Source organism: Microbacterium karelineae (assembly GCF_009745985.1).
GTDB classification, from domain to species: Bacteria; Actinomycetota; Actinomycetes; order Actinomycetales; family Microbacteriaceae; genus Microbacterium; species Microbacterium karelineae.
The window spans coordinates 41,566-63,412 of sequence record NZ_WFIX01000180.1 but is presented as its reverse complement, the minus strand read 5'-3'; the positions used below and the strand labels follow the sequence as shown (position 1 = coordinate 63,412).

Here is a 21,847-nt window from a genome sequence, read left to right as displayed (position 1 = left end):
CCCCTTGTGCGAGCGCCGGGCCTCCGTGTTGAATACGGGGCCGCGCGAGCCGCACCCGGGCAGGAGGATGCGCGCCCGATGTCCCTCCCCAGGGGGATGCCGCGGAGCCGCCGATCTGAGAATCTGGCACCGTCCCACGATCGGAGGATCCATGAGCTCGACAATCGCCCGTGGCCCGGTGCGCGCCACCGAGCGCAGCATCTCGCCCGACCTCGCCCGTGGCTTCGCGCTGCTGTTCATCGCGCTCGCGAACACGCCGTTCTACCTGTGGGGCGCCGAGGGATCGAGCATGACGAGCGCGCATCCCGGAGACGGATCCCTGCTCGACCAGATCGTGCAGGCCGTCACGATCGTCGCGATCGACGGCCGCACCTACCCCCTCTTCGCGTTCCTGTTCGGCTACGGCATCGTACAGCTGCACTGCCGCCAGATTGCGGCCGGGGCGGACGAACGCGCCGCCCGCGGCCTGCTGCAGCGCCGCAATGCCTGGCTCCTCGTGTTCGGCCTCGTTCACGCCGTCCTGCTGTGGGAGGGCGACGTGCTCGGCGCCTACGGCCTCGCGGGCCTGATCTTCGTGTGGCTGTTCCTGCGCCGCCGCGATCGCACGCTGCTCGTGTGGGCGTGGATCCTGCTCGGCCTGCTCGCGCTCGGCGCGCTCATCTCGATCCCGGCCGCGTGGGCCCTGAGCATGATCTCGTTGGACCCATCGACGATCGCGGGCCCCGACCTCCACGCGGCGCAGGCGCAGCCGGACTACCTCCTCTCCATCGGCGAGCGCGCCGCATTCTGGCCGGCCATCGTCGTCGGACAGGGGGTGATCGGGCTCGTCGTGCCGATCATGATCCTCGTGGCGTTCTGGGCCGCGCGGCGGGGGATCCTCGAGGATCCCGGCGCGCACCTCGGCCTGCTGCGGCGCACGGCGTTCATCGGCATCGCGGTCGGCTGGCTCGGAGGCGTCCCCTCGCTGCTCGTCCACCTCGACGTGGTCGCCCTGCCGCTGCACGCCTCGTGGATGTTCGCGGGCCTGTCCGCTGTCACGGGCGCGTTCGCGGGCCTCGGGTACGCCGCCCTGTTCGGCCTCATCGGAGCCGCGATCGAGCGGCGGCGTGCGGCGGCTCCCGCGCCGCGCCGCCTCGGACTGACGGGCGCGATCGCCGCCGTCGGCAAACGGTCGCTCAGCAGCTACCTCATGCAGTCGGTGCTGTGCGCGCCCGTGCTCGCGGGCTGGGGCCTCGGCCTCGGCGGCGTGATGGGCAGCACGGAGATGGCGCTGTACGCGATCGGCGTGTGGGCCGTGACGCTGCTGCTGGCGGCCGTGTGGGAGGCGCGAGGCTGGCGCGGCCCCGCCGAGATCCTCCTGCGGCGCCTCGTCTACCGCGGCGCACGCTGATCCGGCCGGCGCCGTCGGATACGCTCGCCGCATGGCGTATGACACCGAGATCGCGGATCGCGTGCGCGCGATCATCGAGGCGGCCGGCGACGTCGACGAGAAGCGCATGATGGGATCCCTGGCCTTCCTCGTGAACGGGCGGATCGCGGTCGGCGTCTCGGGCGACGAGGTGTTCTTCCCGGTCGGCGGGGGCGAGGCCCTCGACATGGCGCTCCAGCAGGGCGCCCACCGGCTGACGATGCCGGGCGGGCGCTCGGCGCCGTTCGCGGCGCTCACGGATCCGAGCGACGACGTCCTCGCGGACTGGATCGGCGACGCGATCGCCCGCGCCCTCGGGTGACGACCTCCGCGTGCGGACGCCGAACGTTCCCGAACGCCGGCGCGTGATTCCGGCCGGCACGCACGGCTAACGTCGACAGGGTCCCTTGCCGTGCGCCGCCCTCGGCGGCGCACGAGCCCACAGCGTGCGGGGTCGTCGGATGCGCCGTTTCGGCGGTCGCCACCCGAGGGCGGCGTCGGAGCGTCGGCGGCCTCGCACATCCCCGCAGGAGGTGCGCCCGATGAGTGCCCACGGACTCGCCTCGATGCAGGACTTCCGTCGCGCCTCGCGCAATGACGCCCCCATCATCCGACGGGCCGAGCGGATGTGGCCGATGCTGATCGGCTGGGGGATCCTCTCGATCCTGTTCGGCGCGCTCGGCGTCTTCGTGATGATGCTGACCTACGGCTCGCGCGACCCGAGCGCGCGCGAGGCGTTCCTCGCGGGTCTCGCGATCGTCGGCTTCGCCCTCCTCCTCATCGGAACGCTCGTGGTGGTCTGGGTGAACCACAGGAAGCGCTGGCGGGTGCGCCGCGCCGCCGCGGAGATGGCCCTGACACACGGGTGGCACTACGAGCTCGAGGTGGATCCGGGGCTCCTCACGGGATCCCTCTTCCGATGCGGCACGAGAGCGCGCGTCGAGAACGCGATGCACGTGCACGCCCCGCGCTTCGTCGAGATCGGCAACCACACCTTCGTCGCACCGCAGGGGCAGTCGTTCAAGGGGCTCGACCAGATCGGGTACATCCGGGTGCTCCTCGACCGATCGCTCCCGCACATGCACCTGCCCGCGCAGGGGCGCACGGGGGTGCGGCCGTACACCATCGGCTTCGACCGGGCCCAGCTCATGGATCTCGAGGGCGACTTCAACCGGTACTGGCGACTGTTCGTCCCGAAGGGCTACGAGCAGGACGCGTACTACGTCTTCACCCCCGACCTCATGGCGACGCTCGTCGACTGGATCCCCGGCTGCGACGTCGAGATCATCGACGACGAGATGTTCATCTACGCGCCAGGGCCGTTCGATCTCACGCGTCCCGAGATCCTCGAGGCCGCGCAGATCGTCGCCGACACCGTCGGGGCGCACACGGCGCAGCGGTCTTCCCGTTACTCCGACGAGCAGTCGGCGCACCCCGACCTCGTGGGATCGGGCGGTGCGCGCCTGAAGCCGACGAGCGCGTGGGCGCTGCGCATCGTCCCGGCGGTCGCGGGCGTCGGCGCGGGACTGGCCGTGGCATGGCAGGGGGGGATCTTCGGATGAGCTCACAGGACCTCACGATCGTGCTGATCGTGTTCGGCGCCGTCATCGCGTTCAGCATCGGCGTGATCGTCTACGCCGCGCGGATCCGCGGGACGATCAGGCAGCGGCATCTCGCCGGTCCCGGCCACGCGGGCGTCCCGGCGCCAGCCGATCCGTGGCGCCGATTCACGGGGGCGCTCGCGGCACCCTACGCCCGGTATGAATGGGCGATCACACGCGGGGCCGCGCGGAGCATCGACGCCGACCAGACCTACTTCGGGTATGGGGCCGTCGCCCCGCCGTCTCGCGTGATGCTGCAGCTGCGGAAGGACTGGGGCGTCACGGACACGGCGTCGGCCACGGAACAGGTCGGGGCGGGGATCGACGCGGTCGAGCGATACACGCGCGGCCTGCTCGTGTCGGATCTCGCGATCGATCCCGCCGGCGAACGCGACCGGCTTGCGGCGGCCGGTGTCTCGGCAGCCGTCATCGACGAGATCAGGCCGGAGATCGCGGCGGAGGTGCGCGCGACGGAGGGCGCAGGCGACGCCGACCTGGAGTCCCTGCGCGCCGAGATCGCCTTCGACATCGGCCGCGTGACGAACCTGCTGCGCTGGTCCGCCTGGGTCGGGTACGTCGACGAGGGATACGCACACGCGGCCGGCGACGTCCTCGCCGCGTGCGCGGTCGTCGCGTTCTCCGAGTGGAACGACTACGGGCGCGCCTACCTGGCAGGACTCGAACAGTCCCCGTTCCCAGCCCACAAGGGGCGACGGCGAGCCGTCGACTGGCTTGTGGACGATGCCGAGAGCCCGTGGCGCCGGGTGGCGTGGCCGGGCGCCCCACGCGAGTGAGGCCCGACGCGGGTCGTCACATCACAACGCAGTCGATCTGTGCGCCCGGACCGGTCTCCCACGGGGGGAGACCGTGGTCAGCGGTGGAATCGACTGCGTTGTGTTGGAGGGATCAGCTGGCCATGCGGTCGCGCGCTCGGGCTCGCGCCTTTGTCACGGGCATCATGCCGGTCGCGGCGGCGAGGCCGGTCGGCGGCATCGCGTAGTAGAAGGTCTCGGCGCGCGCGACCTCGAACGTCTCGTGCCAGATCCCCACGGCGTCGCCGGCCGTGCGGGCGCGGCGGTTGAACTCACCCCACGCGGGGCGGTGCTTCGCCTGCGGGTCCGACGCATAGTCGTACAGCTTGTCAAGGCTCGTCCAGTACTGGAGGACGGTCGGCGTGCGCGGCAGTCCGAACAGGCGGTATCCGACCATGCCCGAGTCGGGATCGGCGGCGAGCTCGCGCAGCATCGGCGGCATCGCGCGGAGCGTCGGCAGCCAGTCGCTCACGCGCGACCAGCGGTTGATGCGCATGCCGATGAGGAAGACGACGAGGTCTCCGTCGTAGTCGTGGGTCATTCGACCCGGCACGGGTGTCATTGCGGATCTCCTCGTGATCGTCGTCATAATGGGGAGCGGTGCTCTCCAATAATGGATAGCTAAACTATCCGATGTCAAGGGGTCCGCATGAGAATCTCCGAGCTCGCCCGCCGTTCCGGTGTGGCCACGGCGACGATCAAGTTCTACCTGCGTGAGGGGCTCGTGCCGCCGGGCGAGCTGACCTCGTCGACACAGGCGCAGTACGGCGAGGCGCACGTCGAGCGGCTGCGGCTCGTGCGGGCGCTGCTCGGCCAGGGCGGGCTGACGGTGGCGCAGGCGCGGGAGGTGCTGCGCGTGATCGACGATCCCGGCGACGACATGTTCGTCGCGCTCGGGGCCGCGCAGGGGGCGACGTACGGCGAGGCCGACGGCGCCGACGAGGCGCCCGCGCGCGAGCTCATCACCAGGGCGGGATGGGCCATCGACCCGGATAGTCCCGAGGTCGGGCAGCTCGCCCGTGCCCTCGCGGCGCTCGACGACGCGGGATTCGTGGTGCCCGACGGAGTGATGGACACCTATCTCTCGGCATCGACCGCGGTCGGCGAGGTCGAACTGGCGCACATCCCCGAGGACCCGGCCGCGGCGCTGCGGTACGCGGTCCTGGGCACGATCCTCGTCGAGCCGCTGCTCGCCGCCCTGCGCCGCCTCGCCGAACAGGACGCCTCGGCCCGGCGGTACGGCCCGTCGAGAAGTTGACTCTTCGCACCGTGGGCAACACAATGCAGTCGATCTGCGCGCCCGGGGTGGTCTCCCACGTGGGAACCGGTGATCCCCGGCCGGATCGACTGCATTGTGTTGGGGGTCAGAGCGTCAGCTCGCCCCGGATGGTCGTCGTCGTGGCGCCGCCGACCCACACCGCGTCGCCATCGCGGCGCACGTGCACGCGCCCGCGGCGCTGGAGTGCGGTGCCCTGGCTCGCCACATACGCATCAGGGAGCACGGATCCCGCGAGCCACTGGCCGAGCGCGGCGTTGAGCGAACCCGTCACCGGGTCCTCGCCCAGGCCCATCTCGGGCATGCAGAAGGCGCGCACCTCGATCGCGCACTCGGCGCCCTCGTCGTGCAGCCCGACGGCGCCGACGTCCGCGGGGAGGGCCGCGAAGTCGGGTCGAAGGTCGAGTACGGCCGCCGCGTCGGCGAGGCGCACGCCGACCCACCCCGGGCCGTTGTCGCACCATGCGGCTTCGACGATCGCGCCGCGCGCGATGCCCAGGGCGTCGGCGATCCGTACGAGGAGCTCGTCGTCGACGGGTCCGGACCGCGCGAGCGGGGGAGCGGCGAACGACAGCCTCCCCTCGTCGCGCCGCAGGGTCACGAGGCCGACCGCGCACTCCTGCACGATCTCGTCGCCGCGCGGGGCGCCGCCCGCCTCGAGCCAGGCGTGCGCGGATCCGAGCGTCGGGTGGCCCGCGAACGGCAGCTCGCCGCCCGGTGTGAAGATGCGCAGCCGATAGTCGGCGGACGGATCCGTCGGCGCGAGGAGGAACGTCGTCTCGGAGAGGTTGGTCCAGCGGGCGAACGCGGCCATCTGCTCGTCTGTCAGGGCATCGGCGTCGTGGACGACCGCGACGGGGTTGCCGAGGAGAGGCTCGGGGCTGAAGACATCGACCTGGCGGAACTCGAAGGGCATGTGCTCACGATAGCCCGCCGCTTGACGCGCCCCATCGATCAGGTAAGGCTTACCTACAACACAAAGGGGAGCGCATGAGCAACATCACCGTCACGCACGCCGAATCGGGTCTCGTGCACGCCGAGGTCGTACGCCGCGAGCGCATCACGCCGCACATGACGCGCGTGACCCTGGGTGGGCCCGATGTCGCGCGCTTCGAGTTCCGGGGCTTCGACCAGTGGTTCCGACTCGCCCTCCCCATCGGCGACGAGGGCGCCCTCGACCGCATGCCGCAGAGGTTCGGCTTCGGCGGCTATCTGTCGTATCTGAGCATCCCGAAGGGGCAGCGCCCCGTCGTGCGCAACTACACCGTGCGCGACTACCGAGAGAGCGAGCGGGAGCTCGACATCGACTTCGTCGTCCACGGATCCGAGGGGGTCGCGGGTCCGTGGGCGGCGCGCGCGGTGCCGGGGGAACGCGTCGCCCTCATCGACCAGGGCTGCGGCTGGCGCGGACTCGACGCCGACTGGAACCTGATCGTCGCCGACGAGAGCGGCCTGCCGGCGGCCCTCGGGATCCTGCGCGACCTCCCGCGCGCCGCGACCGGTCATGCGATCATCGAGCTCTTCGACGAGCGCGATCGGCAGGACGTCGACGCTCCCGTGGGCGTCGAGGTCCACTGGCTCGTCCGTGCGGAGGCGGCGGAGCCCGGATCGGCGGCGCTGCCCGCCCTGGAGGCGCTCGACTTCCCGGACGGCACGCCCTACGCCTTCGCGGTGGGCGAGCAGGCGCTCGCGGCGGGGGCCCGGCGGCACCTCGTGAGGCAGCGCGGCGTCCCCAAGGGCGGCGTCACGTTCTCGGGCTACTGGCGCCGCTGATCCGTTCGACGGGCTGGCGCAGGATCGTGCGGAGCCGCTCGGGCGCCGCGCGCCGCACATCGCCGAGGTAGATCTCGTGGTGCCGACCGGTCATGCGCAGGCCGTTCGCGGGGATGAACTCGTCGTGCATCCGGGCGAGTACGGGTCCCTCCGCGTCGTAGGGCCCGATGTGCAGCGTCTGGACGCACAGGCCTTCGTCGAGGGTGTCGACGCCGAGCGCATCGAGAGACGGCGCACCCTTCTTCTCGACGTCGCGCCGGGCGTCGCCGACGAGGGCATCCGGGATCCACTCCGGCACGAGGATCATGGCCGTCCACTGCCACGCCGACGTGTCGCGCTCCCCCGTGAATGCCCGCATGTCGTCCGCCCACCACAGCGCCTCGAGCGGTGGCACGACGTAGTCGCGGCCGAGTTCGTCCCTGCTGCGGAACTTCAGGCGATACGCGACGGGGTACAGCGTCGCGAGCGCGTCGCGATACGCGACCGCCGTGTTGGGATCCCCGGATCCCGTGATCGCCAGATAGCGCAGGGGAGGCACCGTGAGGATCCCGAATCGCCCGCTCGCCGCGCGATACGACGGCAAGGACTTCTTCGGATCCGTCTTCATGGATCCGATCCTGCCGTCTGACACGGTGTGAGGGTCGCCCCCCCCGGCGCGGATACTTGACCCTGACACTGTGAGAGACGGGAGCGTGGCATCCATGTTGTCCATCGGAGCCTTCGCGCAGATCGGCCAGGTGACGCATCGCATGCTGCGCCACTGGGATGCCGCAGGACTGCTCGTCCCCGCGCACATCGACGAGTTCACCGGGTACCGCTCGTACGATCCGTCGCAGCTCGAACGGCTGCATCGGATCGTCGCGCTGCGGCAGCTGGGGTTCGGCATCGCGGAGATCGGCGACTACCTCGCGGCCGGCGTCGCCGCCGACCGTCTCGCGGCACTGCTGCGGACGCGTCGCGACGAGGTCGAGCGCGAGTATCGGATCGCGGCCGAGCGCCTGGCGGACGTCGAACGCCGGCTCCACGTCATCGAAAGCGAGAACACCATGAGCGCCATCGAGATCATCGAGAAGCCCCTCCCCGCCATCCGCCTCGCGGCCGCGATCGGCTCTCCGAAGAACGGCGACATGGCGGGCCTCGTCGAAGGGCTCTTCGATCGCGTGCAGGGTGCGATCGGGAACGTCAAGGGCGCCTTCGAGGTGCCCATCGTGCAGTACGACTTCGTCGACGGAGGGATGCAGGTCACGGCTGGCTTCGAGTGGTCGGGCCCGGCGCCGGACGGGCTCGAGATCGCCGAGCTCCCCGCCGTGGCGGAGGCCGTGTGCGGCGTGCATCTCGGCCCGATGGCGGGGATCGGTGCCAGCTGGCAGGCTGTGCATGTCGAGATCGCGGCCCGCGGGATGGCCCCGGCGGGCCCGTGCCGCGAGTTCTATGTCCGTGCGGAGCCCGACCATGATCAGAGCGAGTGGGTGACGGAGCTGCAGCAGCCTGTCGCCCGCGCGGAGTGAGGTGTCAGGCGCGGACGAGGGGGCCTGTCCGCGAGACCTCCTGGACGCCGCGGCAGGCATCGGCGGATCCGTCGACGGCTGCGCGATCGAGCCAGCTCGCGCGGCGCGCCTCGTCCGCGTGACGAACGTTCGTGAAGCGTGTGAGCCGAACGGGGCGGATCCCGCAGAACTGCATCGTCTGTCGCTTCAGGGCCTTCACCGCGGGGTCACCGCTGAGGGCGAGGAACCACCGCGGTGAGTCGCACGTCATGAGGATCCGCCCCGTCCTCCCGCGCAGGAGCCCCTCGGGGAAGCCGTTCGGGCGGTAGCGATAGGTGACCTTCGGGATGAGGATCCGGTCGAGGAGGCCCTTGAGCAGTGCGGGGGTCGACGCCCACCAGATCGGCGTCGCGATGGCGACGTGATCGGCGGAGAGCAGATCGTCGAGCGCCCGACGCAGATCGGGCTCGAGTGTCTGATCTCCCACATAGCCCTGGTGCAGGATCGGGTCGAAGTCGAGGTCCCGCACGGCGAGCAGGCGTGCATCGCCATGCGCGTCGGCGTAGCGGCGCGCGAGCGCAGACGTGAGCGAATCGGGGTTCGGGTGTCCGTCGATGACGAGCGCCGACATGGTTCCTCCTGTGGTGATCTGGACAATGCCCACAAACTGGACACTGTCATGATGTGGGAGAATCTTGCGCGTGTCAACATCGGATCTGCGATATCACCACGGCGACCTGCAGCGGGCGCTGCTCGATGCCGCGGACGCGTTGTTGGCGGAGCGCGGATCCGCCGCACTGAGCCTCCGCGAGGTCGCGCGGCGCGCGGGGGTCAGCCACAATGCGCCATACCATCACTTCCCGGATCGCATCGCGGTGATGAAGGGGCTCGCCGAACGTCACATGCAGCGGTTGCTCGATCGACAGAAGCGAGCGGCGCAGCAGGAGAGCGACCCGGACCGACGCCTGCGCGCCGTCGCCGGTGCGTACATCGACTACGCGCTCGATCAGCCGGCGGGTTTCGGCATCGTCTTCGATCCGGAGATCTGCGTGCCGGGCGCACCGACGGCCGAGATGGGACTCCTCATCGCCGAGAACGAGGCGCTGATCGCCGAGGTCGTCGCAGACAGACTCGGCGACGCGGATCCGGCCATGCACGAGGCGGCCGCGCAGGGCGCTTGGGCGCTTGTGCACGGGCTGTCGCAGCTGATCGCGACGGGTCATCTCCCGCGTGCGGCGGCGGAGACCGCGATCGATGGGCTCAGCGCCCTGCTGGCGGCGCCCGGGGCGGCCCCGGTCTCGCAGGATCCGTCGCCCGGCGACTGATCCGCGCGACGTCACGCCCGCACGAGCACGATGATGTCAGTCGGGGTGGTGCGCCGCGCGGTGAGCGCGTCGATCTGCGGCTCGATCCGCTGCCACTCGCGCCAGAGTCGGTCGCGCTCGTCGCCGGCCGCGCGGTGCGCGACGATGTCGTGCGAGGATCCGTCGGGCATCGTCACGCGGGCGCGCGGCGCGGCCCGGAGATTCAGCCACCAGGCCGGATGTCCCTCGCCCCAGCCGTTCATCGCGAGCGTATGCAGCGCGTCGCCGTCGTCGAGATAGCCGACGATCGCATCACGCGCCTCGCCGCTGCGGCGCCCTGTGGTGGTGAGCGCCAGGGCGCCCCAGGCGTTCCGGGTGCCGGGCTCCCACAGCCCGCGGCCAGGCCCGCGTCGCGCGATGGCCCGGTGGATCCGCCACGCGGTCGTCACGACGAACCGCGGCGGAACGAAGGGCTTCCAGGGGCTCATGCGCTCGATGCTCGCACTCGCCGCCCGGCCTCACATCGGCCACACGGCCGATCCGGCGCCCCCAACCCGTCATTTCTGGCACATATCTACTCGTATTACCGCGCGGAGATGTGCCAGAAATGAAGGGTTGGTCAGGGGGTGACGCTTGCCGCGGCCTCGCGGATCTCCGCCGCGAGCGGCTCCGACGCGTCGCCGAGCGCGGACAGCGCCTCCGCGAAGAGGGTGCGGGCGCGCTCGGGGTTCGCCTCGGCCGCGAGCCGGCCGAGGCCGTGGAGCGCGCGGGCGGGCTCGAACGGGCCGTCGTTCGGGGCGATGCGCGCGCGGGCGAACGCGATCCCCGCCTCGTGCGTCCGGCCGGCCTTCAGGTGCGCTTCGGCGATGTTGTTGTGCAGCGTCGCCTCGATCTCGCGGTATCCCGCGTCGGCCGCCGTGACCGTCGCGCGCTCGAGGCACGCCACCGCCTCGTCGTTGTCGCCTGCGAGGGTCAGGGCGAGGCCGAGGTTCGCGAGCGCGTGGGTGAGGGCCAGCCGGTCGCCCGCCGACTCCGCGAAGTCGATCGCGCGCCGTGCGGAGGCGATCGCGTCGCCGTACCGACCGAGCATGCGCTGCGCCTCGCACATATTGCTCAGCGTCGTCGCCGCGAGGCCGCGGTTGCCGGACCGCAGGGCCCCTTCGAGCGCCCGTTCGTCCCACGCGAGCGACTGCTCGAGCTCGCCCGAGTACGCCCGCGCGATCGCGATGTTCCCCGCGATCGCGGTCGTGAGTGCGTCGTAGCCGTCGCGCTCCGCGAGCTCGCGGGCCGCGTGGAAGTGCGCCTCGCCCGTGGCGAGGTCCCCTGTCCGGCAGGCGAGGATCCCCGCGAGGTTCCGCACGCGCGAGATCGTCCACGAGTCGCCCGCGCGCTCGGCGACCTCGGCGAGGGCGTCCACCGCCTCGCCCTCCTGGCCGGCGCGCATCGCCGTCACGGCGAGCGCGGTCCGGGCCCGGGCGACGCCGACGTGGTCGTCGATTCGCATGGCCGCGTCGCGGGCCGTGCGCTGGAGCTTCTCCGCGAGCCCGGGGAGCCGGGCCCTCTCGAGCGAAGTGGTGAGCGCCTCGGACAGCTCGATCACGGCCGACGGCCGTCGTGCCGCGGCACCGCGCGCGAGTTCGAGAGCGCCCGGCAGATCGGTCGCGAGCCAGCCGCTCGGATCCGGCACCGTCGCCTCCGCGCGCGACGCGCGGCGTCCCTCGTGGTCGCTGCGGCCGAGCGCGAGGGCGATGCCCCACGCCTCCGCGCAGATGCGATCGAGCAGTCGATCCTCGAGCGCGATGCGTGCGCTCGGCGGATCCTCCTCCCTCGCGCGGTCGCGCGCGAACGCCCGCGCGACATCGTGGAGGTGGTAACGGCCGCCCGTCCTGGTGAGGAGGAAGGCCCGCGTGAGGTCGCGAACGGCCGCCGGGGTGTCGATGTCGACCACGGCGCGCACCGCGCTGTCGGACAGCCCCGCGCGCGGTCCCGCCGCGAGGGTCTTCAGGAGCGTCCGCGCCTCGCCCGTGAGTCCGCGCCACGTCGCGTCGATCGACGCGCGCACGGCGTCCTCGAGCCGGCCGCCTTCGCGCCGCTCGCGCAGGGCGTCGACGTGGTCGGCGAGCGACCACCCCGCGGCGGAGCGCACCCGCGCCGCGACGAGGGCGACGACGAGCGGCAGGCCGCCCATGAGGGCGATGAGGGCGTCCGCGGCCGGCGGATCGGCGGCGAGACACGACGGATCCACGGCGCGCGCGAAGTAGCCGCGCACCTCGCCCGGCGTCCACGGGGGCACATCGACGCGCGTCATGCCGGGCACGTCGAGGGCGGCGCGGGATGTCGCGACGAACGGCACGGCGCGCTCGGCGGATCCGAAGGGCGCGACCTGCGCCCCATCGGTCACGTCGTCGACGAGGAGACCCCGACGACGCCGCGCGAGGACGTCGAGGATCCGCGCCGCGGCGCCGTCCCCTTCGGGGACCCCGACTCCGAGCTCGTGCGCGGCGGCCTGCAGAACGGAGTCGAATGACGCTCCCGGACCGTCGATGTGCAGCATGACGACGCCGTCGATCTCCCCGGCGACCCGCGCCCGGTCGAGCGCACGCAGCGCCGCCTGGGTCTTCCCGGAACCGCCGATTCCGGCGAACAGGACGCCGTCCGCACCGTGCGCGTCGAGCGATCCGATCCCGGGCTCGGCGGGGCGCAGCGTCGCGCTCGTCGCCGTCACGAGACCGGCCGCGCCTCGCCCGGCCGACTCGGCTGAGCGGGGACGCAGCGCGTCGGCGCAGCGCATCCGCCACGCGTCGAGTTCGACGCCCGTGATCCCGAGCGCCTCCGCGATGTCGCTCGCGAGCTCGACGTCGATCCGGGTGCGGCCCTCGCGGAAGCAGTCGTAGACCGTGACGCGGCCCGGCGCGCCCTGCCAGGTCGCGCCGGGCCTGCCCCCGCGCAGCTCGCCCACGCGGCGGGCGAGGTCGGCGTACGACGGCGAGCCGGCGCGGATGCGCCATTCTCGCAGCTGCCGCGCGATGTCATCGAGAGTCTTCATACCCGCTTCCCCATCTCGACCACGATCGTAGCGAGCATTCGGATCAAGGCCGCCGCGCTCCGGCGCTCCGCCCGGCGCTGAGGAACGCCCCGGAGACGGTCGATGGCCGCGCCCCTCGGGAGGGACACGGCCATCGGGGGGTGAGGGCGTCAGCCGACCGGCGCCCAGGGTCCGTGGGCGTCGCCGGGCTCCTGGCCGCGGGTCCACCACTTCGCCTCGAACTCGGCGCCGTCGAACGTTACGACATCGCCCGTGTTGAAGATGCGCGACTCGGTCCAGGCCGGCACGCCGTCGGCGTTCTCCGTGCCGAGCTCCTGCCACGGTCCGTTCACGTCGCCCGGCTCATCGCCGTGCGCGTACCAGGTCGCGAGCCACTCGGATCCGTCGAACGTCACGATCTCGCCGCCCGTATAGGTCGCCGTCGCACTCCACGCGTCGGGGGTCGGGAGCTCGCCCGCCCGCCGCACGTCGATCGTCATCGTGCCCTTGTTCGCGTTCTGCTTCGCGATCGACACCGACGTGCCCGTGCCGCCGACGATGACGGATCCCCAGGGGTTCGCCTCGTCGTAGTAGGCGTGAGGATCCGTGTCGTCGAACGTCGCGATGCCCGTGCGCGAGGGGACCTCGAGGGTCGCCGCGCCGTCGGCGGTCTCGCGGTGCAACGAGATCGCGTCGGTCTTCTTGCGGCTGAAGGTCGCGTCGAACGACTGGATCCGGTTGCGCGCGACCTCGCCGTCCGACCAGGTGAGCGCCGCGGCGTTCGCGTCGACGGGGAGAGCCTCGCCGCCGCCGGGGTGCAGCGAGGTGTTGTTGTCCTCGTACAGGGTGCTGACGTACCAGACGAGCATGCCGTCCTGGAACGGGTAGTGCTCGACCTCGTCGGGGCTCGACTGGCTCCAGCCGAAGTTGTACGGCCCCGTCTCGAGCACACGGTCGTACCCGCCGTAGACGCGGTTCTCGACCATGTAGAAGTGGCTGTACGGCTGGGCGTAGCTGCCGTCCACGACGCGCTCGAAGCCCGCGAGGGTCCAGTCGCTCGCGCCGTCATCGGTCGTGAGGGCGTCGCCCACGGCGATCTCGTCGACCTGGAAGCCCGACCGCATCTCGGCGACGTCGGTCCAGTAGCGGAAGCGCACCTGCGCCGTCTCGCCCGCGAGGGCCGAGAGGTCGGCCGTCAGCGCGGTCCAGCCGTCGGACGCGCCTGTGATCCCGAAGCCCGCGTTCTGGCCGTTCGGGTCGGTCGACGTCGAGAGGTTGGTCTCGACGGGCGTCCACGTGGATCCGCCGTCGGTCGTCGCCTCGAGGAACGCGTAGTCCCAGTCGATCTCGATGTCGTAGCTCGCGCTCGCCGTGAGCTCGCCGCCGTCGGGGACGACGAACTCGGGGCTCGTCGCCGTCACGTCGAGGTCATTGCCCGATCCGGAGTACAGGTGCTCGCTGCCCGAGGCGGGCGCACCGACCTCGATGTGCGTCTCGGCGTCGGGCAGGCCGACGATCGCGGCCTGTGCGCCGCGGGTGGAGGCGTGGAACGACGGCCCGAGGTCGACCGAGCCGTCGGCGCCGGCGTCGACGATCTCGTAGTCGAGCCATCCGAGGAACAGCTTCTCGTGCGGGCCCATGTGGTTCGGCGTCGTGCCGATGTCGCCGTCGCCGTGTCCGAGCCAGGAGCCGGAGCTCATGAGCGTCCAGTATGCGGTGCCGTTGTCGCCGCCCTCCGTGTCGTAGAAGTCGGGCAGACCGAGGTCGTGGCCGAACTCGTGTGCGAAGACGCCGAGGCCGCCGTTCTCGGGCTCGGTCGTGTAGTCGCGGATCCAGATGTCGCTGTCGCCGATCTGCACGCCGCCCAGCGGGAGGTAGTCCGAGGGACCCTCGACGCCGAGACCGGCCTGTCCGGCGGCCCAGCGGTGCGACCAGATCGCCCACTCGGGCGCGCCGGCCTCTTCGCCCTCGCCGGCGTGGACGGCCTGGAAGTGGTCGATGTAGCCGTCGGGCTCGTTGATGATGCCGTCGCCGTCGGCGTCGTAGCGGTCCCACACGTCGTAGGACTGCAGCTCGGCGACGATGTCGTCCTGCGTGCGTCCCGCCGCGATCTGCGCGTCGTACCACGCGTTCGCGGTGTCCTGCACGAACCGCGTCATGTCCGCCTGCGACTCGGTGCCGCCGTACGAGGCCTCGTTGTTCTCGACCTGAACCCAGTCCGAGACGCCGCCCACGAGGTCGAATCGGCCCGACGACATCTCGTCGTAGACGCCCGCCATCGACTCGCCCTCGCCGAAGAACATGTCCTCGTAGTGGGCCTTCGAGAAGTCGGACAGCCAGTACGTCGAGTTGTCCGACGGGCCCGGCTCGGGGATCTCGTTGTGGCGCGGCCCGACGGGGGCGTCCGGGAAGCGCTCATCGGCGGCGTCGCCGAACTCGACGAGGATCGTGAACAGCTCGGCGGTCTCCGCCGTGCCGTACTCGACGTACTCGCCGGGCTTCAGCTCGACGACCTTGCTCTTCTGCGAGCCGCGGCCGCGGTCGGACACCTCGGCGTCGCCGAGGGCGACGGCCTCGGCAGCCTTCTGCTTCTCCGCGCTCCGCTTCTCGGCGAGCGGGTCCGGGCGGTTGTCGGCGGGAGCCGCCGACTGTTCGTCGGGCATGTTCGGTGCGGGTGCCGCTGTCGCGGCGCTGGGGACGAGCAGCGACCCTGCGAGCAGCGCAGCTGCCCCGAGCGCGCACGTGGTGCGAATCTTCATGTTCCTCCGGAATCGATGAATCGGGCGCGAGCGCCCGGGGAACCGCGCGAGAGACCGAGCAGAGCACTCAGCATTCGTGCGGCGCAACCACATCACTTTCACAGACTGCACGTTGCGGATGGATCTCCCACGCCGGGATGGCGAGATTTCCGGCAGAGAGGTGCGCAGTCTGCGCGGAGGTCCCGAGGGTGGCGTCGGCGAGGGCTATTCCGCCAGCCCGAGGCGCTTCGCCGTGGCGACGGCGTCGGCCCACGACGAGACGTCGAGCTTGCGGTAGATCGAGCGCAACTGGGTCTTGACGGTGTTCGGCGAGACGTGCAGGCGCTGCGCGAGATCCTTCGTGGACGTCGCGACGGCGAGGTGGGCCACGACCGTCCGCTCCCGCTCGCTCAGGGTCAGCGGCGCCCCCGTCGAGACCTGGAGCGCGTCTCGCACGCGAACGAGGTCGCCGACGAGCCGACGGCCGGCGGGGTCGAGGGCGATCTCCGCGGACTGCGCGATGATCGTGCTGAGCGCGCCCGTGCCCTGCATCGCGAACGGCAGCAGCGGGCGCGCGCGGGAGGCCGTGACGATCGCGGTCGAGAGGTGCTCGCGCGCGACGGCGGCCGAGGATTCGGATCCGATCGCGTGGTAGGCGAGGAAGAGCAGCACGTGCGCCCAGACGGCGAGGACGCCCGTCTCACGGGTCTCGGGGGCGGTCGCGAGGCACGCGAGCGCGCGTTCGGGGGCGCGGGCGCGCAGGTGGGCTCGCGCGCGCAGGATGTCGACCGGGATCACGCGGGCGAGATCGGCGGGCGCCTCCGCGAGGAGAGCGATCGCGCGGCCCTCCGCGCCGACGGGGAGGAGGGCCTCGGTGCGCGCCCACAGCAGCAGTGCGCGGTGATTCATCGAGAGCTCATGCCCCGCGAGGCCGCGCTCGAACAGCTCGAGGCGGCGGATCGCGAGGTTCGAGGTTCCGAGGAGACTATGGGCGATCGACCGCAGCGTGACCGACACGAAGCGGAGCGTGATGGGGTCGTCGAGCGGGGGCGCGTCGTCCGCGGCGTCGAGCGCGTCCTGCAGCGCGCGGGGATCGACGACATACAGGGCGCTGCTCAGCGCCACGATGCTCTGCAGCGGCCGCGAGCTCACCTGCGCGCCGACCAGGTCGTCGATGCGCGACTGCGGCGAGGCGATCGGCGCGCCGTTCGATCGCACGACGAGGAGCATCTCGTGGGCGAACGTCGCCAGCCGCTCGTGGCGCGCCTGGTGGGCGAGCGCAGCGGCGGCCGCGAAGCGATCGGACGCGATGTCGCGGCGGTAGGCATCGAGGGCGCTCAGGCCCGCCTGGATGAGCGCGGACGCCTGCACGAGCCCGCAAGGAGCCGCGTCGTGCGGACCGGGGGAGCCCGCTGTGCCGTCCGCGAGGCGCTCGTGGATCTCGAGTGCCTCGGCGAATCGCCCCTCGAGCCGCGGCAGGATGCCGCGGAGCATGTCGGCGACGAAGCGCGCGTCGGGGTCGAGGTCCGCGGCGTCGAGCTCGTCGAGGAGCAGGCTCGCCCGGAGGCGGTCGCCTCTCGGCACGCTTCCGGAGTGGCGCGCGCAGGTGACGTCGATGAGTGCGCGCGCGAGCGCGAGGCGGAGGACGGGATCCGGATCGCGCTGGACGGCCTCGTCGAGCCACGGGCGTGCGCGATCGACGTCGAACTCGCCGAGCTGCCACCAGTGGCGTGCGAGGAGGCGCGTGCGCGCGCCGGGGAGATCGGCGACGACGGCCCAGCCCTCGCGGGTGTCGCCCTCGCTCAGCAGGCGCGAGGCGAGCGCGGCCACCGCCTCGTCGACGGCCTGCACCCGCGCCTCGCGTTCGATCCGCTCGATGACGGCGGCGCGGATGTCGGGCCGCAGCTCGATCGTGTCGTCAGTCAGATCGTGCGTGAAGAAACCCGATTGGAGGATGTTGTCGAGCGCGGCGCGCACGACCTCGTCCTGCCCCCAGACGGCGAGCAGGGTGCGGCGGGGCATCGGACCGATGCGGGCCGTGACCAGGAGGGCGCGCCAGCCGTTCGGTCGGAAGACGCCGGCCGCGGCGGAGCTCGCGAAGTGCGAGGTCGCCTCGTCGCAGCCCGTGCGGACGGCGACGTCGTCGAGGGATCCGCGCGAGCCCGCGGCGCGCAGAACCGCGTCGACGAATCCGGCGTGCGTGCCGACCCTGTCGAGCAGGGCGCTCGCGGTGTCCCACGACAGCGACAGGCCGAGCTGGGCTGCGCGGTCGAGCACCTCCTCGGCGGTGAAGCCGAACAGGGCACCGGAGAAGACGCGTTCGGGGCGGAGACCTGCGTCGAGCAGCCCGGGCGGCCACTGCGTGCTCGAGACCGCGATGAGCGTCGCGGCGGGCCAGCGGTCGCGCACCGCCAGCGTCGCCGTGACGTGGTCGTCGCGCATGCCCTCGAGCTCGAGGAGCACGACGTCCGCGTCAGGCGCCTCGGCGGGGACGTCCGTGCGATTGGAGGACCACACGACGAGGGAGGCGCCGGAGCCCGCGAGCCATTCGCGGATGCTCGACGCGACGCCGCTGCGGTGCTGCGCGGTCACGAGGACCGTGGCTCCGGGGGCGACGCGCTGCCACATGGAGACGAGGCGGGGTCGGCTCAGCCGATCGTCGTTCGACGCGTGCACAGGCTCCTCCTCATCGCCCATGATCTCACGGGGGTGACGCCGCGTGATTCACGGGTGACGGCCGGGTGAAACCCCGGCGAACCGCTGATTCGGCGGCGGCGCGCGCCGTATCGTCGAAGCGTCGGATCCCGCGGCACGGCCGCGCCGACAGCCGAAAGGTTCGAGGCCCGGGCAGCGGTCGGGGGAGCGCAGCCCGGGTTCTCTCTTCGTCGCGGAACCGGCTACACGAGCCCGTGGCGCGCGAATGCGTTCCAGATGCCGTCGGCGTCGACCGCGGTCGTCACATCGTCGGCTGCGGCGCGCGCCTGCTCCGTCGCGTTCCCCATCGCGACCCCGGTGCCCGCGAGCCGGAGCATCTCGAGGTCGTTGTTGTTGTCGCCGATCGCGATCGCGTCGCCCACGGGGATCCCGAGCTCGCCCAGGACCGTGAGCATCGTCGAGCCCTTGTTCACGCCGGCGGGCGAGACCTCGCCGCCCGCCGTGCCGAGGCCCGGCATGGTGCCTGTGATGACGCTGAAGTCGTCGCCGAGGCGGGCGGTGACGGCGCCGTAGCAGCCGAGGTCGTCGCTCGAGAAGGCCGACTTCGCGACCCCCATGAGCGGTGGGTCGTCGGTCACCGTCACATGATCGAGGAGCGCCTCGCGCGTCGCGTCGGACAGCCGCCCCTCGGCATCGAGCGCCCGCGTGACCCGGTCGAGGGCGCTCTGCGACGCCCACACCTCGTCGCGCCCCTGCAGCACGAAGTCGGCGCCCACGGCGCGCAGGGCGGTGACCATCTCGGAGACCCGCTCGGGATCCATGAGGCGCTCGACGCGCCACCCTCCCTCGCTCCACAGCGTGCCGATCCAGGCGTATGCGCCGGCTCCGAGGATCGCCCCGTCGAAGCCGATCTCGACGAGACGCCCCTCGACCTCACTCGGGGTGCGCCCTGACGCGAGATAGACGAGGTGCCCGTTCGCGCGCGCCTGTCGCACGGCCGAGGCCGTCGAATCCGGCACCCCACCCGCATGGTCGATGATCGTGCCGTCGATGTCGAGGAAGGCGATGCGCTGGGCCATGGATCCAGTGTCTCAGGGGCCGCGTCAGCGGGCGTCGCGCACGAGGATGACGAGCACGAGGCCGATCAGCAGCACGACGACGATCCCGAGCACGCCGAAGACGGTCGCGCCCGTTGCGGCGACGAGCACGGTCCACAGCAGCGATGACATCCAGCTCGCCGCGCGGCCCGTCGTCGCGTACAGGCCGAAGATCTCGCCCTCTCGTCCCGCGGGGGTGACGCGGGCGAGGAACGAGCGTCCCGCCGACTGCGCCGGGCCGACGAAGGCCGTGAGGAGCAGCCCGAAGACCCAGAACACGATCGCCCCCGCGTCGGCGAGGAAGAACACGGCGAGGCCCGCGATGACCATGCCCGAGAGGGCGAACACGATGATCGCCTTCGGCCCGAATCGGTCGTCCCACCGGCCCGCGGTGATGGTCGAGATGCCGGCGATGAGGTTCGCCGCGATGCCGAAGATCGCGAGCTCGAGGAACTCGAAGCCGAACACCTGCCCCGCGATGATCGCGCCGAACGTGAACACCCCCGCGAGCCCATCGCGGAAGACGGCGCTCGCGAGGAGGAACCAGAACGTGTTGCGCGTCGCTCGCGAGCGGTACAGGCCGACGACGTCGCGCACCAGCAGGGCGTAGCTGCGGAGGAAGCCGACGCGCCGCTCCGGCTTGCCGAGCGGCGCCGGCTCGGGCACCTTCAGGAACACGGGGAGCCCGAAGAGGATCGCCCACACGGCGCAGCCGACCGCGATGAGGCGGAACGGCAGGCCGCCCTCGTCGGGGACGCCGAACCAGTCGGCGGCGTAGAACGCGATGACGAGCACGAGCGCGACGACCCCGCCGACGTACCCGAAGCCCCAGCCGAGGCCGGAGACGCGGCCGATGTTCTTCGGGTTCGCGATGCTCACGAGCAGGGCGTTGCTGTTGACGCTGCCGATCTCGTTGAACACGGTGCCCGCCGAGATGAGGGCGACCGCGAACCAGAAGAACGCGGGTACCGGCTCGGCGAACCACAGGCCGAGCATGCACCCGATCGTGCCGATCGTGCCGATGCCGAGCCACAGCTTCTGCCGCCCCTGGGCGTCGGCCTGCTGACCGAGCACGGGGGCGAGCGCGAGGATGAGCAGCCCCGCGACCGTCGTGCCGAGGCCGAGGCCGCTTGCGAGCCCCGCGAGCGCCTGATCGCGGACGGGATCCTCGTCGCCGAGGGCCTGCACCTCGGCCGGGAGGAAGGCGTCGGTCGTGAGGTACAGGGCCGTGAAGATGAACGTGACGATCACCGTGTTGAACGGCTGCAGGCCCCAGTCCCAGAACGCCCACGCGAGGATGGTCGATCGCTTCGTCGGCTTCTCGCCGAGGCGCGCCTGCAGGCCGAGCACCGGCACGGCCTCGCTGTCGGCCGCCGCCTGCGGGCGGGGGACCTCGCCGGGTGACTTCTCGCTCATAGCGCGAACGATAGCGCGCACGTGTGACATGACGGGGGCGACCGGGCAGAATCGACGGGTGAAGCCGAACTCCGATCCCGCGCTGCGGCGGGCCCACATCGCCGCGGCGACGTTCTTCTTCGTCAACGGCGCGGTCTTCGCGAACCTCGTGCCGCGCTATCCCGAACTCAAGGACCAGCTCGACATGAGCGCGACGGTGTACGGCATCGTCATCGCGATGAACCCCGTGGGGGCGATGCTCGCCGGCGTCGCGGCGGCCGCGCTGATCCGGCGATTCGGATCCGCGCGGGTCGCGGCGTTCACGAGCGTGGGCCTCGCGCTCGGCACGCTCGCGGCCGCCGCCGCGCCGTCGATCCTGCTCCTCGCGGGCGCCTTCCTCCTCGCGGGCGCGATGGACGCGATCTCCGACGTGGCGCAGAACGCCAACGCCCTGCGCGTGCAGGAGCGGCGAGGGAAGACCATCATCAACTCGATGCACGCGATCTGGTCGGCGGGCGCCGTCACGGGCGGCGCGCTCGCCGCAGGAGCGATCGCCCTCGACCTGCCGCTCACATTGCACCTCGCCATCTCCTCTGTCTGCCTCGGCGCGGTCTCCGTGCTCGCCCTGCGGTGGGCGCTGCCGGGCCCCGACTCCGAGGTCGGCCGCACGGAGGAGATCCGGGTCGCGCGCGAGGCGGGCGGCGTCACGCCCAAGGTCGTCCTCATCGTCATCGCCCTGCTCCTCGTGGCGATCGGCGGCGGGCTCGTCGAGGAGGTCGGGTTCAGCTGGGTCGCCCTCTACCTGCGGGGCGAGATCGGCGCGCCGGCGCAGCTTGCGGCCGCCGGCTTCGTGGGGCTCGTCTCGGCGCAGTTCATCGGGCGCATGGTGAGCGACCGGCTCGTCGACCGCTTCGGCGCGCGCCTGGTCGTCACGACGGCGGGGATCCTCATCGTCTGCGGCATCGGCCTCGCGATGAGCGCGACGAACGTCTGGGCGGCGTGTGCGGGCTTCGCCCTCGCGGGCTTCGGCTGCGCGCCGACCATCCCGCTCGCGATGCAGGAGGCCGACCGCCTGCCGGGCCTGCGCCCGGGTGTGGGGCTCACGATCGTCACGTGGCTCATGCGCCTGGCGTTCCTCTTCGCCCCGCCCCTCGTGGGATCCATCGCCGACGCGAGCTCGCTGCGGGCCGGCCTCACGGTATCGCTCGTCGGTGGCGTGGTCGTGCTCGTGCTGGCCTTCGTGATGCCCTCTCGGGATCCTCATCGCAGAAGTTGA

The 21,847-nt window shown here is 71.9% G+C and carries 19 protein-coding genes; 9 read left to right on the top strand and 10 right to left on the bottom strand.

The features are described 5' to 3' along the window. Window positions 1–151: 151 nt before the first annotated feature. From GB932_RS08825 to GB932_RS08810, 4 genes are all read left to right on the top strand, one after another. Window positions 152–1,390 (top strand): DUF418 domain-containing protein, encoded by a 1,239-nt coding sequence (locus tag GB932_RS08825; RefSeq protein WP_156760333.1) that lies wholly within the window; start codon window positions 152–154, stop codon window positions 1,388–1,390. A 31-nt stretch (window positions 1,391–1,421) separates the two neighbouring features. Further along, window positions 1,422–1,730, top strand: a complete 309-nt coding sequence (locus tag GB932_RS08820; RefSeq protein WP_156760332.1) for a TfoX/Sxy family protein — start codon at window positions 1,422–1,424, stop codon at window positions 1,728–1,730. 220 nt (window positions 1,731–1,950) lie between these two features. After that, the gene (locus GB932_RS08815) at window positions 1,951–2,970 is read left to right on the top strand and encodes a hypothetical protein (RefSeq protein ID WP_156760331.1); all 1,020 of its coding nucleotides are present in this window, start codon (window positions 1,951–1,953) and stop codon (window positions 2,968–2,970) included. Beyond that, window positions 2,967–3,803, top strand: coding sequence for a DUF1266 domain-containing protein (locus tag GB932_RS08810; RefSeq protein WP_197517404.1), 837 nt, complete (start codon window positions 2,967–2,969; stop codon window positions 3,801–3,803). The genes GB932_RS08815 and GB932_RS08810 overlap by 4 nt, the downstream gene beginning before the upstream one ends. Before the next feature lie 112 nt (window positions 3,804–3,915). Here GB932_RS08810 and GB932_RS08805 read toward each other — a convergent pair whose 3' ends face one another. Further along, window positions 3,916–4,383, bottom strand: a complete 468-nt coding sequence (locus GB932_RS08805) for a DUF4188 domain-containing protein (RefSeq protein ID WP_156760329.1) — start codon at window positions 4,381–4,383, stop codon at window positions 3,916–3,918. A gap of 87 nt (window positions 4,384–4,470) precedes the next feature. Between GB932_RS08805 and GB932_RS08800 the strand changes: the two genes are divergently transcribed. Beyond that, window positions 4,471–5,079: a MerR family transcriptional regulator gene (locus GB932_RS08800; RefSeq protein ID WP_156760328.1), complete on the top strand. Its 609-nt coding sequence runs from the start codon at window positions 4,471–4,473 to the stop codon at window positions 5,077–5,079. 106 nt (window positions 5,080–5,185) lie between these two features. Here the strand turns inward: GB932_RS08800 and GB932_RS08795 are convergent, their stop codons facing one another. Further along, entirely contained in the window at window positions 5,186–6,013 is an 828-nt protein-coding gene (locus GB932_RS08795) for a PhzF family phenazine biosynthesis protein (RefSeq protein ID WP_156760327.1), read from the bottom strand. A 74-nt stretch (window positions 6,014–6,087) separates the two neighbouring features. Between GB932_RS08795 and GB932_RS08790 the strand changes: the two genes are divergently transcribed. Further along, entirely contained in the window at window positions 6,088–6,870 is a 783-nt protein-coding gene (locus GB932_RS08790) for a siderophore-interacting protein (RefSeq protein WP_156760326.1), read from the top strand. Here the strand turns inward: GB932_RS08790 and GB932_RS08785 are convergent. Beyond that, window positions 6,842–7,477 (bottom strand): GyrI-like domain-containing protein, encoded by a 636-nt coding sequence (locus tag GB932_RS08785; protein WP_156760339.1) that lies wholly within the window; start codon window positions 7,475–7,477, stop codon window positions 6,842–6,844. The two genes, GB932_RS08790 and GB932_RS08785, sit on opposite strands and share 29 nt — an antisense overlap. A 94-nt stretch (window positions 7,478–7,571) precedes the next feature. Between GB932_RS08785 and GB932_RS08780 the strand changes: the two genes are divergently transcribed. Then, the gene (locus tag GB932_RS08780; RefSeq protein WP_156760325.1) at window positions 7,572–8,378 is read left to right on the top strand and encodes a MerR family transcriptional regulator; all 807 of its coding nucleotides are present in this window, start codon (window positions 7,572–7,574) and stop codon (window positions 8,376–8,378) included. Between the two features lie 4 nt (window positions 8,379–8,382). Here the strand turns inward: GB932_RS08780 and GB932_RS08775 are convergent, their stop codons facing one another. Continuing rightward, window positions 8,383–8,988 (bottom strand): NAD(P)H-dependent oxidoreductase, encoded by a 606-nt coding sequence (locus GB932_RS08775; protein WP_156760324.1) that lies wholly within the window; start codon window positions 8,986–8,988, stop codon window positions 8,383–8,385. 70 nt (window positions 8,989–9,058) lie between these two features. On the opposite strand from GB932_RS08775, the gene GB932_RS08770 reads away from it, so the two are divergent. Beyond that, on the top strand, window positions 9,059–9,682 hold the full coding sequence (locus GB932_RS08770) for a TetR/AcrR family transcriptional regulator (protein ID WP_156760323.1): 624 nt from the start codon (window positions 9,059–9,061) through the stop codon (window positions 9,680–9,682). A gap of 11 nt (window positions 9,683–9,693) precedes the next feature. Here the strand turns inward: GB932_RS08770 and GB932_RS08765 are convergent, their stop codons facing one another. The 6 genes from GB932_RS08765 to GB932_RS08740 all read right to left on the bottom strand — a co-directional run bounded on the left by GB932_RS08765 (window position 9,694) and on the right by GB932_RS08740 (window position 20,592). Further along, window positions 9,694–10,149, bottom strand: a complete 456-nt coding sequence (locus tag GB932_RS08765; protein ID WP_156760322.1) for a nitroreductase family deazaflavin-dependent oxidoreductase — start codon at window positions 10,147–10,149, stop codon at window positions 9,694–9,696. 131 nt (window positions 10,150–10,280) lie between these two features. After that, window positions 10,281–12,707 carry a tetratricopeptide repeat protein gene (locus tag GB932_RS08760; RefSeq protein ID WP_156760321.1) on the bottom strand — a complete coding sequence of 809 codons (2,427 nt, stop codon included), beginning with the start codon at window positions 12,705–12,707 and terminating at the stop codon, window positions 10,281–10,283. Between the two features lie 149 nt (window positions 12,708–12,856). Beyond that, on the bottom strand, window positions 12,857–15,445 hold the full coding sequence (locus GB932_RS08755; protein WP_156760320.1) for an immune inhibitor A domain-containing protein: 2,589 nt from the start codon (window positions 15,443–15,445) through the stop codon (window positions 12,857–12,859). Window positions 15,446–15,649: 204 nt separating this feature from the next. Next, window positions 15,650–18,100, bottom strand: coding sequence for a helix-turn-helix domain-containing protein (locus tag GB932_RS08750; protein WP_156760319.1), 2,451 nt, complete (start codon window positions 18,098–18,100; stop codon window positions 15,650–15,652). Between the two features lie 221 nt (window positions 18,101–18,321). After that, window positions 18,322–19,158, bottom strand: coding sequence for an HAD-IIB family hydrolase (locus GB932_RS08745; RefSeq protein ID WP_156760318.1), 837 nt, complete (start codon window positions 19,156–19,158; stop codon window positions 18,322–18,324). Between the two features lie 24 nt (window positions 19,159–19,182). Further along, window positions 19,183–20,592 (bottom strand): MFS transporter, encoded by a 1,410-nt coding sequence (locus tag GB932_RS08740; protein ID WP_156760317.1) that lies wholly within the window; start codon window positions 20,590–20,592, stop codon window positions 19,183–19,185. 58 nt (window positions 20,593–20,650) lie between these two features. Here GB932_RS08740 and GB932_RS08735 point away from each other — a divergent pair, with 58 nt between their 5' ends. Further along, window positions 20,651–21,847, top strand: a complete 1,197-nt coding sequence (locus tag GB932_RS08735; protein ID WP_231916088.1) for an MFS transporter — start codon at window positions 20,651–20,653, stop codon at window positions 21,845–21,847.